Origin of the sequence: Oribacterium sp. WCC10 (assembly GCF_900113415.1) — a bacterium.
In the GTDB taxonomy this organism is placed as follows: domain Bacteria; phylum Bacillota; class Clostridia; order Lachnospirales; family Lachnospiraceae; genus Oribacterium.
Genome location: NZ_FOPH01000031.1, coordinates 1 through 15,082, shown reverse-complemented (window position 1 = coordinate 15,082; position 15,082 = coordinate 1). Strand labels below are relative to the sequence as shown.

The window sequence follows — 15,082 nt, the reverse complement described above, 5'->3', positions numbered from 1 at the left end:
ATGCAAAACGACTACGTTATTCGTGTTCGGGCGGGTCATAAAGTCTCAAATCAACGTGCAAGCACGTGATTTGGTACTTTTGACCCTTACATCATAATATGACGTGATAAAAAATCAGCATATGCTGCGTCATGAAGACTTAAGCTCTCTTGCAGGAACCTTTTCTCTTATTATCTGTATGAATCTTTGGTCGGCTCTTGAGAGGAAAGCCCCCTTTAAGGTAGTTATGCATAAACTCCAGTATGCTGAATACTTATCGTCTATGGAGAGAAAAGCAGGCGGGTTATCGTATTTGTTTACATTGACGTAGTCGGAAGGAAGCAATGTGAATCCAATGTCTTCTGCGGCAAGTTTCTCGAGAGTCATATAGTTTCTTGATACGAATTTGATTTCAGGATGGATGCCAGCCTTTTTCAAAACAGAGTCTGTAACATGACGTATACGCTGCTCTTTATGAAGTGTGAGCAAAGGCTGGTCACCAAGGAGCTTTACATCAAGTACAGGATATGGATAGCCCTCAGTGACAACGGCCTGCTGAACCAAAGGGTTGTTCCTGGATATGGCTACAAGGAAAGGATGTCTTGCCAGAATTTCATAATTTAATGAAGGGTTACCTTCTGATCCGTCAACAGGGGCATGCATTACAGAAAAATCAAGGTCTCCTGCGATGAGTTTTTCTTCCTGAAGTTCTGTGGAACCTTCAAATATATCAAAGTCTATACCGGGACATTCCGTCTTGAATTCAGGTACCACAAGAGGAAGTGTAATAGCGCCGAGGTGATTGGTGATACCAAAGCTTATATGTCCTGTACGAAGATCATTCATATCACTGATTTCGGCCTCGAAATCATCATAGATTTTCAGAATCTTACATGCCATCTGATAATACTTCTCTCCGGCATAGGTCAATTTCAGACCATACGAACCACGTATGAAAATCTTTGTGCCAATGCTTTCCTCAATACGTTGAAGAGACTGGGAAAGAGACGGCTGAGCAACGAAAAGCTGCTTTGCTGCCTTTGAAATATTGTGCGTGTCCGCAACGGTTTTTACATATAAAAGTTCTCTTGTGGTCATAGGTTTTACCTTCTCTATCAATACATATCATTGTGGTGACCTATATTCTAACATGAACATGCGCCATGGAAACGTAAAATTAATTATAAAGTTTATAAAATTTGTATTATGATATAAGTGATATGAGCGAACAGCCGGCCTGAACAGATTCAATTTATTCACTTCGATAAGGGAGGAAAGAGATGTTAAGAGATATTATCTTGAAAAACAGAAGCTACAGAGGTTTCAATGAAGAAAGAAATGTCACAACGGATGAACTTTTCAGTCTTGTGGACGATGCGCGTGTTACAGGATCCGCTGCCAACAGACAGCCCCTTAAGTATTACATTTCCAATGATTCTATGGAAGTTGAGGAGATATTAAAACACACCAAATGGGCAGGAGCTCTTCCGGAATTACATCTTCCAAAACCGGGCACACATCCTAAGGCCTTTGTGATCATGCTTCAGGATAAAGATATTCAACCCAATACGCAGGCTGTACTCATTGATGTGGGAATTGCAGCTCAGACGATACTTTTGTCTGCGACAGAAAAAGGTCTGGGAGGACTTATGATAAGAAATTTTGGACCCGAGCCGCTTTCAGCACTGCTGGGACTTCCGGATAATCTTACGCCTGTTATGGTCATCGCTCTGGGTGAACCTGCCGAGACGGTTACGCTTGTTGATATTCCAAAGGACGGAAACATTAACTACTATCGTGATGAGAATGGAACACACTTTGTTCCTAAGCGAAGACTTGAGGACATAGTGCTATTGAAAAAATGAGGAATTCGGCATGAAGATATATAAGGATACGAAGGTATACGTACAATGTGCAGCGGGACTTGCCACAGGCGGCCCCGAGCTGTTACATCAGTTCGCATCATATCTTATCAGCCGTGGCGTATCGGCATATATGCTGTATACAGGAAAAAAATGTGAGGATCCCGTATGTGACTGCTATAAGCATTATCACATTCCGTACACGGATTCTGTTGAAAATGATGAGAAAAATATACTGATAATATCAGAGACTGCAACAGATGTTCTTTATCATGATGATTTAAAGCCGCGGAAGATCATATGGTGGCTCAGTGTCGATAATTTTTTTAAGTTCAATGCTGCAAACTATATTAAGATTTCAGAAGCGGCACTGGAAAAAAAGTTTATCAGATACTATGCATTTGAACCGGAGATGAGAGTGGAGCATTGGGCTCAGTCTGAGTATGCAAAGCAGTTTCTTATGTTTAATGGTGTGCCGGAAAGTGATATTAAGATGGTTACGGATTATCTTAACCTGATATTTCTTGATGATCTTGTGGCGAAGCGAGGAACTCATGAAGAGATATTAAAGGAAGACATGGTCCTTTTTAATCCCAAGAAGGGACTTGAGTTTACTCAGAAACTCATGGAATACGCTCCTGATATCACGTGGAAACCTATCATCAATATGACGAGAGCCGAGGTCTTGCAGAGCCTTTACAGAGCAAAGGTTTATATCGATTTTGGCAATCATCCCGGCAAGGACAGGCTGCCAAGAGAAGCTGCGGTTTCAGGTGCAGTTGTTATTACGGGAAAAAGAGGTGCGGCAGGCAATTCTGTCGATGTGCCTGTTTCTGACAGCTATAAGTTTGAAGACTGCGATGAAGCGATACCTAAGATCGTAGAAAAGATACGTTATGCTTTTAAGGAATATGATAAATGTGTGCCTGATTTTTCGGATTATATAGATTCTGTATTCAGGGAACCGTTGAAGTTCAGAAATGAAGTTGACAGTGCACTTCAATTCGATACAGAGGTTGCAAAGCCCACAGTATGTATCATGAGCTGTTCAAATGATGATATGCTGAAAGCTGCATTGTGGCTGAAAAACGACGGCCGCTATAAAACAGAGTATGCTCTGAATGACAATCTTAACGGAAAGAGTATTGACTTCATGCAGACGGATATATGCTTCATAGATACAGGATATGCCCGACAGCTCTATCTGGAAGGACGCATAAACAGGTTTGTTTGCGGCCGTGAAATAGAGAATGATCAGGCATATTACATTGATCTCATAAGAAAGATAGGTATAGACGATGAAGACTGGGAGATAATTCCCACAGGCATCTGAGAAGATTTCATCAGGGTACAAATCTATAACCAAGTCCACGTACAGTTAAAATGTGCGTGGGCTTTTTTGAATCTTCTTCTATCTTACTGCGCAGCCTGTTAATGTATACCATGATAGCATTGTCATCAACAGCTATGGAATTGCCCCATACATGATCATATATAGCATCCTTATTGAAGACCTGCTGAGGATTCTTAAGGAATAAAAGCAGTAGAGCGGATTCCTTTGAGGAAAGGAACAGTTCTTCCTGTCCTTTGTAGAATCTCATGGAGGAAGTATCATAGGAGAATTGTCCTACTGAAAGAGTATTGCTACTGACAGTGGAGTTCTCTGAGATAGCCTGTCTGTTACGACGTATAAGAGCCTTAACCTTGGCACCGAGGATCATAGGGCGGAAAGGTTTTGTGATGTAGTCATCGGCACCTATTGAAAGTCCGTAAACAGAGTCATAGTCTTCATTTCTTCCTGAAATAATGACTATAGGGGTTGAAATGTGATCGGCCCGTATCTTTCTGATCACATCAAAGCCCTCCATATCTCCAAGAGTGACATCCATAAGGATGAGATCATATCGATTGAGAGTAATTTTGTCCAAAGCTTCCTGTCCGGAATTTGCCGTGTCCGAATCAAGTTCATTGCTTCGCATGACTTTTTCTAAAAGTCTGCAAATGTTTATATCGTCATCAACTATCAAAACTTTATCTGCCATTCTTTATCTAACCTTAACATAATATGCGAAATCTTAATAAATATTAATGTTCAATTCTAGATTATATGTTATAGTTCGTCAAATAGAAGAAATTCATAGCGTTGATAAAATTTTTACAAGGATTGGCATGGATACATATAAGGACACAACATTAAAAAGGCACAAAACAGAGCCGGATATACTGGATATAACAAAGATCGACTGGAAATATAAGCTGCTTGCTTTTATCGGGATAATAACCACCTGCTTCCTTCTGGTGACAGGAGTTGCGATATTCCACGATTACAGAAATACTCTCATGAAGAATCAGCAGGATCAGCTTCTACTGATGGCCAAAACACTAAGCCGCAATATGAGCGCGGATATGGATAACTACATAAGAGAGCTGGGATTTTTTTCATCAATAGTCGGCGACGATTCAAATGATGCAATATTAAAGGAGTATCTTGATATGGAGCTAGACTGTGCGGTTAATGTCTTCATAGAGGATTCTGCGGGACAAATTTTAAAGTCAGCATTGCCCATGAACATTGCGTATGCTGAAGTTTCCGAAGGTGAGGATGCTTCTATAGGTGATATGACTCTTTACGGCCTTCAGAAGATTTCTGATGTCGGGAACGGCATAACCATCTGGCAGGGCAAAAGAGCAGAGGGGAATGTACTTGTCTTTAAGAAGAGGCTTTCTTCAGAAATCATTTTTGATACAGATGGTGTTGCGATAATGCCTGTTTATGTAGGTTTTGTCATAGATGAAGACAGATACTATGAGGACGTCGTGGCCGATACACACATTGGCACAAACGGTTATATAGTTGTCAAGAATTCCGGTAACCTTATGCTTATGCATCCCTCTAAGGAACAATGGGGAATCAAAGTAATATCCGGTCGTATGGAAATGTTTCCTGATCTTGATTATCAGAGCCTTGAAAGACTTCTTGAAAAACAAAACCACGGTGAAGAGGGCGTTGCGGATTACTATTCCTATTGGTGGATGGAAGAAGGCGTTCCGAGAGTACGAAAGATTAGCGGATACAGTCCGGTGAAGATAGGAGAGGACTTCTGGATAGTCAGCGCAGTTGTTGATTATGATGATTACTATAAACCGATTCTCGAAGGTTTTCAGGGAATAATCCTTGTGTCTTTAGGTATTCTTTTGGTATTCATATTTGCATTCGTGGGTATTTTTAAGTTGATTTTTGTAAATAACAGAGCATCCAGGGAAATTAATTATCTGAAGAATCTGAACGAGGTTCTGGAGGAGATGCACAGAAGTGAGAATGCCATCGCCCATCAGCAGCGTTTACAGATCATGGGAACAATGACCGGTGGAATCGCGCATGAATTCAACAATTTTCTTACGCCGATAATGGGACATGCGGAACTTCTTATGATGTCTCTGCCGGAAGATTCTGATGAATATGACAGCGCAAAGGAGATCCTTCTAGCCTCAGAAAAGGCAAAGGATGTAGTACATCAGATGTCAGCAATGAGCAGAAAAAATGTTGAGACGGTATTTCGCAATCTTGATGCGGAAAAGCTGGTTAACAGATTCTTCCGTATGGCAGAATCCATATGCCCGGAGAATGTAGAGGTGAGAAAACAAAAGAACGTAGAGGAAGAATACATTCTCGGAAACAGTACACAGATAAATCAGGTGCTTCTTAATATTACAGTAAACGGTATACAGGCTATGAGGGAGCGGGAGAACGGTATTCTCGGACTGAAAGCTTACACTATGAATCAGACGGATATAAAGATAAAAGAGATGTCGAAAGATAGTCTGTTTAAAAAATATCTTGTATTTGAGATAAGTGACAATGGGACCGGAATGAGTAAAAAGGTCAGGAAGCAGATATTTGAACCTTTCTATACTACAAAGAAACCGGGAGAGGGAACCGGTCTTGGCCTTTCGCTTGCCGAGCAGATAGTTGAAGAGCATAAAGGTATCATCCACATAGACACTGAGATAGGGAAGGGCACCACATTTTATGTTTATTTTCCTGTGGTGGAAGTGCAGAATGCAGCATCTGCAGAACATGATGAGATAAATGTAATAGTAGTGGATGACAATCACAAGATATTATCTCTTTTGAAAGACGGTCTTAATGCGAGACCATCCATCAATGCGGTAATGTGCGATTCTGCCGAAAGCCTTCATGATGCACTTAAAGATATGACTCCGGATATAGTACTTATAGATGAGAGCGTAGGAAATAATTCCGGTATAGAGATCTTCATGTCAGAGCTTAATGACAACAGTACAGCATTAAAGATGATAATGGCAGATGCTATAGACAGAGAAATCGTTGATGCAAAGAAGAGGGGACTTATAAACGGATATATGGAAAAACCGGTATCGGAAGCTGAAATCATCAAGCTTGCTGAACAGATTGTCAGAAATATTACAAATCTTAATGAACTGTAAGGTTTGTGTTAATGAATATTAATGTATACATGGTGAAGGATTAAGATTTGTTTAATAAGATAACTTCCGCTAAAGGCGAATGCGACAAAAGTATAGAAGGATCTCTGCTTGCATTCGTTATTTTTTACTATTAAGGGGAGATTATCAATGAGTACAACTGTAGTTGGTATACTTGGATTTCTGACGATCGTTGCGATCGTTGTGACACTTTTCAAGAGCAAAACGATTCCCAGTATAGCGTTTATCGTATTCCCGTCTATTCTTGCACTGATTCTTGTGCTTGGCGGATACTATAACATCGCACAGATCGGAAAGCTCATCAAGGGGGGCTTCGGAAGCACCGGAGCAACTGCTGCGCTGTTCGTTTTCTCAGTGCTTTACTTCGGAATCATGACAGATGCCGGAATGTTTGATGTTATCATCGAAAAGCTCATGAAGCTTGTTGGTGACAATGTAATCGGTGTTACTGTTATGACTGCTCTTATCGCTCTTATCGGACACCTTGACGGAGGCGGAGCTTCAACATTCCTTATCGTTGTTCCTGCCATGCTTCCTGTTTACAAGAAGATGCACATGAGAAAGACAACACTGTTAAGATGTGCTGTTCTTTCAATGGGTGTTCTTAACCTTATGCCATGGGCCGGCCCTACTATGAGAGCTGCTTCTGTACTTGGTGTTGAGGCAGGTGCTCTTTGGAGAACCATTATTCCTATACAGATTTTTGGCATCGTTCTTTGTCTTGGACATGCAGTTCTTGCCGGTATTCAGGAGAAGAAGAGAGGTGCCGGACTTCACGGAAAGCTTGCCGAGGCCGGTGTTTCTGAGGATTCAGATGATGTTCAGCAGACAAAGGAAGAAAATGACCTTGCAAGACCTAAGCTTTTTGCATTTAACATTCTTCTTACAATCGCTGTAATCGCTCTTCTCGTATGGGATCAGTTCCCAAGCTATGTTCCATTCATGCTTGGTGTTGCAGCAGCTATTCTTGTTAACTACACACCTGTTAAGATGCAGAAGAAGATCATCAACCGTCATGCAGGTCCTGCCCTTATGATGTGTTCAACACTTATGGGTGCAGCAGTACTTATGGGTATCCTTGTTTACGGTTTCAATGCTGACGGTGCAGCTGCTATTGCCAAGCCGGGTGTTGAGATGATGAAGACATCTGTTGTTTCAAACATGGCAGAGATCATCACAATGATTCTTCCTGCAACACTTGGAAATCATCTTCCACTTGTTATTGGTGTTCTATCTGTACCTCTTGCTCTTGCATTTGATACAGATTCATATTTCTACGGTATGCTTCCGGTTATGATCGCTATAGGCGCTTCATTCGGACTTGATGCAATGCCTATCGCTATTGCTATGGTAGTATGTCGTAACTGTGCTACTTTCATCAGCCCTATGGTACCTGCAACACTTCTCGGTGTTGGTGTCGCTGAGGTTGATATCAAGGATCATATCAAGGCATCCTTTGGATATGTATGGGCGTTCTCAATCATCTGTATGCTTTTCGCTGTAGTGATTGGCCTTATGCCACTTTAATGATTACTGCAAATGCAGACTAAATCATATATTTCTCTTTGATTCATGTTACTCTTTGGAACTGTTCACAGGGGGAACGAACAGTTCCTGAGTATGAATCGTGGTGTTTTGCCAGTATGCCACGATAGAGATCAAAAATGAAAAGAGACACTTCTTAGATTCGGAAGTGTCTCTTTTTTATATAGTCAATTATCATATGGCATCACTTTTTGGAATGACGTTATTTTGTTATTATATTTCATCCTACGAAGTCGAAGCATGTAAAATAAGAATATGAATGATGAATATACTGTCAGGAGGATTATGTATGGGAGAGTCATTGACAAGAAAGATAATCAAGTCACATTTGGATTCCGGTTCCATGACACCGGGAAAGGATGTTTTTGTAAAGGTAGATCAGACATTGACCCATGATATTAATGCTGTCATGACTTATTTGGCATTTGAGCAGATAGGACTGAAAAGAGCCCGCACGGAGATTTCCGTATCAAATCTGGATCACAATCTTCTTTATATAGATTTCAAAACACCTGATGATCATATATATTTAAGGACTGTAGCGGAGAAATACGGAGTTTATGTTTCAAGACCCGGAAACGGAATCTGTCATATGGTTCATACCCAAAGGTTTGCAATTCCAGGCAAGCTTCTCATGGGAGGTGATTCACATACACCTTCAGGGGGAGCGGTAGGCATGCTAAGCATAGGAGTTGGCGGAATGGATGTGGCTACAGCCATGACCGGACTTCCCATGAGACTCACCATGCCTGAAATTGTTAAGGTTAACCTCACAGGCAGACTTCGTCCCGGTGTAAATGCAAAAGAAGTTGTACTTGAGATGCTCCGTCGTGTGACTATCAAGGGGGGACTTGGAAAGGTATTTGAGTATGTGGGACCCGGGGTTGAAACTTTAGAGGTTCCGGAACGTTTAACTATTGCCAATATGGGAGCTGAAATGGGCGCTACTTCATCCATATTTCCGGCAGATTCGGTTGTGAGGAAATTCATGGAGGCACAGGATCGAGGTGATCAGTTTGTTCCCATGGCACCGGATGAGGATGCGGAGTATGACGAAGTTATGGAACTGGATCTTTCTTCCCTTGAACCGCTTATAGCACTACCTCATCAGCCGGACAATGTCGTACCCATAAGCTCTCTTACTGAGCATCCGGTAGTTCAGCAGGTCTTCATGGGTTCATGTACCAACGGTTCATATTCTGATTTTGCAAAGGCGGCACTTGTTATGCAGGGGCACCATGTGGATGAAAATGTTCAGTGTACTGCCGGAATCGCAAGTAAGCAGATATATAAGCAGCTTATGAAAGACGGTTATCTCGATATGCTTATAGATGCCGGAGTTCGTATAATGGAGCTTAGCTGTGGACCGTGCTGTGCAATCGGACAGGTTCCACCTACAAACGGTATAGCTGTACGAACATCAAACCGCAACTTCCGTGGTCGTGCCGGTTCTCCCAATGCCAATATTTATCTGGTTTCACCTGAGTCAGCAGCGGCAACCGCAATTAAGGGAACATTTGCGTCAGCTTGGGATATCATGGGGGAAGATGCTAAGAAGCTTTGGGAGATACATGAACCGGATCACTATTTTATTGACGATTCCATGCTTATAAAGCCACTTCCGGAAGAAGAAGCTGAGAAGGTTCAGGTCATCAAGGGACCTAATATCGCATTCCTTCCTGTTCCGGAAAAGCCGGAAAAGAATCTGCAGTGCAGAATCTCACTTAAGGGGCGTGATAATATATCAACCGATGATATCACACCTGCCGGGGCGGAGTTTTCGTCAATGCGTTCCAATATTCCGCTTATGTCCAAATATTGCTACAATCGTTATGATCCAGAGTTTTCGGAAAGGGCAAGGGAGTTGGTTAAGTCAATCATAATAGGAGGAGAGAACTACGGCCAGGGATCATCAAGAGAACATGCCGCTATCAATCCAATGTATCTTGGCGTAAAATGTGTCATCGCCAAAAGCATTGCCCGCATCCATAAGGGAAATCTCATGAATCATGGTATAGTGCCCATGCTTTTTGAAAACCCGGAGGATTATGACAAACTGGAACTTTTGGACGAACTTGAAATAGAGAATTTCCCGGAGCAGATCAAAGCAAGAAAAGTAACTGTCCGTGACAAAACCAAGGGTTTTAGCTTTGACTGTAAACTTGAGATATCAGATGCAGAGATGGAGATTATCCTTGACGGAGGACAGCTTAAACACCTTAAGAAGCAGCTGATTGAAAAGGGTATCATAAAGGAATAAAGGATGATTTATCCCTGAAGTAAAGAAGATTGAATGTATTCTTTGCTTCAGGGATTTTTGTGCCATACCTGAACATACATGTTATGATTATGTTCGGAGGAATACTTATTATTTCTGAGTTTTCTCAGAGTCTCCGGCATCGGGTTACGGATTTTCGAAAGAATTGATGCTTTGCATCGAAAATCAGGTCAGTGGAACGCTTTAATCAGTGTTTCCTTATAGATGTGAGATGAAGAAGATCTTCTTTTAAGTTTAGATAGATTGGGGTTTTTATGAAAGACAGCGATTGGAGAATAATCAACTCATTACATGAGACACAAAGTATAACTAAAATTGCTGCAATGATGTTTAAGTCACAGTCAGCCATAACCAAGAGACTTCAGATAATGGAACAGGAACTTGATTGCAGGATAGTGGAACGAACGCCCCAAGGAGTCGTGTTTACAAAAGAGGGAGAATTTCTGTACAAAGAATCTGTAAAGCACCTGGAGTTCGAAAATGAGGTTATGGAGGGTTTAAGAGCTATCAGGGAACAGACAAAAGAAAACATAATCATAGGCGCTGCATATACCTATGCAAAATACTCTTTATATGATGATCTCGACAGCTTTATAAAATGTCATCCAAATGTAAGCATTCGAGTAGTAAATAAACAGAGTAATCTTTTATATCACATGCTCATGGAGGGAAAGCTTGATGTGGCGTTTATACGTTCTGATTATATAGATAATGTTTATCACGAACTAATAGATTACACCGCGGGATATATAGTTTCCAAAGAGCCAGTGAAAACAGAAGACCTTCCACGAATGGAACGAATTGCCTATCAGACAAACAGTAAAACCGAGGAGAAGATTGCAGACTGGTGGCAGGGACAGTTTGGAACCATGATTCCTGAAGCAACAGAAGATGTGGGGTATATTGAATTTGCATTCAGAAATATTGCACATGGAAATAAATATCTTCTTTGCTTTCTTCCTGATAATTTTGTTAACGAATACAATCTGTCCTTGCAACCCATGCTAAAACCGGACGGCAGCATAGTATCCAGAAAGACCTGGTTCATATATAAAAAAGAAAAGAACAGAAGAGCTATAGTTGATGAACTTATAGGTTATATAGACGAAAGAATAAAGATAAAAGGATAATTACCATGATCTGCGAGCGAAAACGCGATTATTATCATTTGAAAATGGTTTATCCTGTGTTGGATTATCGGGAATAGACTATTAATGTGAAGTGTATACCTGGAAAACACTGATTAGGGCAGTGTTTTCCCAAAACCTACGGCGACTGGATACGGATTTTTAAAGGAAAATGATGCTTCGCGTCGAGAATCCGTCCAAGGGAACACTTTAATCAGCGTTTCGTAATAGTTTTTTTGACCGGATAAAAGAAGATTATTCAGGATAAACGACATAGAAATAATCGTATGCTGTACATATCTATATATATATTTTACTTTATGCTCTTTTCCCACATATAATTACCTCATAGACAACTGCTTGATGACGAAATACTCGTTGAACGGCAGAAAAAGTTGCACCGATGGCAGTGTATAAATCATCAGGATGGTGTTAATACGTGATTTGAAATGAGACATAATTCTTTTCGGGGTTATGAAACTGTCGGCATTGGAAAATGTTTTGAGTCAGAAACAATAAAGGAGAAAAAGATGGGTACAGAAGAACAGATCAAAGCAGCTGAAGCTAAGTTTGGAGATTTAATCAGAGCTGAACTTGCAAGAATCGAAACCATGAAGGAGGATAGCGAGATCAAGGATTTTTCGAAACTTGATCATATAAAAATAGGTATACTTCCGGGAGATGGAATCGGACCTATCATCATGGAACAGGCCCTAAGAGTTGTGAATGAACTGCTTAAGGATGAGATAGCATCGGGTAAGGTTGAGATTCATACTATTGAGGGGATGACCATCGAGAGGAGATCAGAACTAAATGAGTCGTTGCCTCAGGATGTTATGGATGAGTGCAAGAAGTGTGACGTGCTTGTAAAGGGCCCGTTTGTGACACCGCGTCCGGGAGACCCATGGCCTAATCTTCTTTCCGCTAACTCTCTTCTGAGAAGAGGGCTTAATCTCTTTGCGGCGGTTCGTCCTATCAAGATGCCGGACAAAAACATTGACTGGACCTTCTTCCGTGAGAATATCGAAGGAGAGTATATTCTCGGAAATAAGGGTATTGAAGTTAACGAAGACCTTGCCATCGACTTTAAGGTGCTTACAAAGCCAGGAGCTGAAAGAATCGCAAGAGCTGCTTTTGAATTTGCCAGAAAGAACGGTAAGAAGCATGTGACAGTAGTTACAAAGGCAAATATCGTGAAGCTTGTTGATGGAAACTTTGTTAAGACAGTACACAGAATCGGAGAAGAGGAGTATCCTGAGATTGAAGTAAATGACAAGCTGGTTGACGCAACGGCTGCAAAGATGTTGGATCCTGAGTTTAACAAGGATATGGAAGTCGTGGTTCTTCCTAACCTTTACGGTGACATAGTAACTGACGTAGCAGCTGAGCATCAGGGCGGTCTTGGTACAGCTTCAAGCTCTAATATCGGAAATAAATATGCACTCTTTGAGGCTATACACGGAACTGCACCATATCTTATGAGTCACGGACGTGGACATTATGCAAATCCCTGTTCGTTAATTCGTGCTATGGGTGAGATGATGGCTCATATCGGGTATGCGGACCGTAAGGCTATTCTTGAGAAAGCACTTGATATTACAACAGTAACCGAGAGAAAAGTTGTCCTTACCACTGAAACAAAGGATGCCTCTACAGCTGAGTTTACCGATTATCTTATCGATACAATAAAAGGACTTGAAATTTAAACAGAATAGAGAGTCAGATGGATTCGTATCTGTTTTTAAACATCAAAAAGAGATTTGTGAGAACAGCCTGTCTTACAAATCTCTTATTTTGATATTAGAAATTAACCAAAGAAAATACGGATTTATGCTATTTGTGCTTGAGATGATTTATGTGGCACAGAAATATCTACCTAGATGATATTGCTTATGCGGATAATTTTTGAAACAAACAGACAGCATAAGGTTTTTGTAAAAAAGCATCTGGTAGTATTCATTTGATGATTCTATGTTTGATTCGGGTTGTCATATTTTTGCGTCTATCGGGGAGATCTTCAGCGAAAATAAAATGTAATCCTTTTTTGATATATGAAGCCAATATAAGAATGGTGATGACAAAAAATGAGTTCATGATAAAGTTTTCCATAAGTACCTCCCTGTTAATTATGATGAATAAAATGTGTGACAATTTTTGCCTTTGTTTTTTGAATCATAAAGCGCTTTATCAGCGTTGGCGTAAGCTTCATGAAAATCGTGAGAATCAGGTGGAGACATTACGATTCCCATAGAAAAAAACAGTTTATAGTTATCTTTGATTTGAATCTGCTCAACCTCTTTTTTCAGTTTCTCGACAAAAGTGCATACGGTTTCGCTGGTGACATTTTTTCTTAAAATAATGAAAAACTCATCGCCGCCAAGACGCCCGAAATAGTCATTTGCGTTGTTGGAAAGATCGTGTATTACTTCAAGAGAGTCCGGTTTCAGATTAAGGCATTTCATGATGGATTTACCGAGCTCTTCGATGACATAATCACCGGTCTCGTGTCCATAATTGTCATTTATGAATTTGAAATTATCCAAATCAAGAAGACAAACCGCAATGGTATCATGCTCCATGGCGAAGACCCGGTTGGTTAATGTAGTAAACGCTCCTCTGTTTAAGGCTCCTGAAAGCCTGTCGTATGTTGCGGCAATAGATAAATCTCTTTTGGCTAAATCAAGCTTATAATGAATAAAAAAGCGGGATAATCTCGTTCTTTGAAAGTAGTAATGCATGACTATGGAAACACACCCGAATGTAATGCCGTTAATGATATCTCCGTGAACAATCATGGGCTCCTTGTGAATCATTGAGCTATGAATAAATAAATACAGACTTACTATTATCATAGTTGTGTACTCAAAGAATGAACCTGCACATAGTGTTGAGCTTAGAATGAAAATTGGAAGTATAGCCGTGGCTACAACAAAAGGGTCGTAGACTGACTCAACTATTCCAAATGCTATAATAAGTATAAGTAAGTATTTGATTGATACAGGCATGTACGAAGTATTGGTCTTATCCCAAACGTAAGTTATAAATTTATGTAGCAGTGCAAGAAAAAAGAATAATAAGTACTTCCTCATATATCGTTCAGGAACATAACCCATGAAAGAAACTATAGTAAAGATAAACATAAAGATAAGAAATACAGTAGCATAAGCTTTAGAGTTCTCGTAATCAGCTTTACGGATCATTCCATTGAATGTGTTAAACTCATCACTTGTATATCCATAGTGATTAAGCTTATATAAAAAAGCTTTAAAACATTCATCTGACTTAGAAACGTCATTGTTTATATTCTGTTGTGTTCCTGAAGCAGTTGCTTTTTTATTCATGGTTGCTGTATATATGCTTAAAAAAGTTTTATATGTGGTTAATCCTGTTTGTTAAAGATATAGAAATCAATCATATTGATTATCGACAAACGAGGGGGATACAATAAGTGATTAATAGTTGCTAATGATAGGGAAAATGCGATATATATTATGTCAAGTGACTGGGATTGTATGAGAAACGATACATTTAAAAAATATTTGAAAAAGTGTTTGACATCTTTGCCGTGAATTGTTATTATAACTGAGCGCTCGAGAGAACAGGAACATCAGTTCTCCGAAATGAGCACATTAGAACCTTGAAAATCAAAGATCGATTAATACACAGACCCTGAAGATTCTTTGAAAAAGAAAATTCAGAGCGGAAGAGTTCGAGAGAACTCGGAAGCAAACGACCTAATGGTCAAGCGAATTTATTCGCAGTAAAGAAACGGACAGAACGAAAAGCCAAGCTTTAGTTTTGAGTTG

At 40.2% G+C, this 15,082-nt stretch carries 10 protein-coding genes; 7 read left to right on the top strand and 3 right to left on the bottom strand.

Annotated elements, in window-relative coordinates:
- Positions 1–129 precede the first annotated feature (129 nt).
- Entirely contained in the window at positions 130–1,077 is a 948-nt protein-coding gene (locus tag BM294_RS14800) for a LysR family transcriptional regulator (protein ID WP_091209779.1), read from the bottom strand.
- 182 nt (positions 1,078–1,259) lie between these two features.
- On the opposite strand from BM294_RS14800, the gene BM294_RS14795 reads away from it, so the two are divergent.
- Both BM294_RS14795 and BM294_RS14790 read left to right on the top strand, forming a co-directional pair.
- Entirely contained in the window at positions 1,260–1,844 is a 585-nt protein-coding gene (locus tag BM294_RS14795; RefSeq protein WP_091209777.1) for a nitroreductase family protein, read from the top strand.
- A 10-nt stretch (positions 1,845–1,854) separates the two neighbouring features.
- A complete protein-coding gene (locus tag BM294_RS14790; protein WP_091209775.1) occupies positions 1,855–3,174 on the top strand; it encodes a hypothetical protein in 1,320 nt (439 codons plus the stop codon).
- Positions 3,175–3,184: 10 nt separating this feature from the next.
- On the opposite strand, the gene BM294_RS14785 is transcribed toward BM294_RS14790, so the two are convergent.
- Positions 3,185–3,883, bottom strand: a complete 699-nt coding sequence (locus tag BM294_RS14785; RefSeq protein WP_091209773.1) for a response regulator transcription factor — start codon at positions 3,881–3,883, stop codon at positions 3,185–3,187.
- 127 nt (positions 3,884–4,010) lie between these two features.
- Between BM294_RS14785 and BM294_RS14780 the strand changes: the two genes are divergently transcribed.
- From BM294_RS14780 to BM294_RS14760, 5 genes are all read left to right on the top strand, one after another.
- Complete coding sequence (locus tag BM294_RS14780; protein WP_175494721.1) at positions 4,011–6,308, top strand: ATP-binding protein; 2,298 nt, start codon at positions 4,011–4,013, stop codon at positions 6,306–6,308.
- 147 nt (positions 6,309–6,455) lie between these two features.
- Positions 6,456–7,853: a CitMHS family transporter gene (locus BM294_RS14775; RefSeq protein WP_091209769.1), complete on the top strand. Its 1,398-nt coding sequence runs from the start codon at positions 6,456–6,458 to the stop codon at positions 7,851–7,853.
- A gap of 307 nt (positions 7,854–8,160) precedes the next feature.
- Entirely contained in the window at positions 8,161–10,131 is a 1,971-nt protein-coding gene (locus tag BM294_RS14770) for an aconitate hydratase (RefSeq protein ID WP_091209767.1), read from the top strand.
- Between the two features lie 272 nt (positions 10,132–10,403).
- A complete protein-coding gene (locus tag BM294_RS14765) occupies positions 10,404–11,279 on the top strand; it encodes a LysR family transcriptional regulator (protein WP_091209765.1) in 876 nt (291 codons plus the stop codon).
- A 527-nt stretch (positions 11,280–11,806) separates the two neighbouring features.
- Positions 11,807–12,982 carry an isocitrate/isopropylmalate family dehydrogenase gene (locus BM294_RS14760; RefSeq protein ID WP_091209764.1) on the top strand — a complete coding sequence of 392 codons (1,176 nt, stop codon included), beginning with the start codon at positions 11,807–11,809 and terminating at the stop codon, positions 12,980–12,982.
- 420 nt (positions 12,983–13,402) lie between these two features.
- On the opposite strand, the gene BM294_RS14755 is transcribed toward BM294_RS14760, so the two are convergent.
- Entirely contained in the window at positions 13,403–14,617 is a 1,215-nt protein-coding gene (locus tag BM294_RS14755; protein ID WP_091209762.1) for a GGDEF domain-containing protein, read from the bottom strand.
- Positions 14,618–15,082 lie beyond the last annotated feature (465 nt).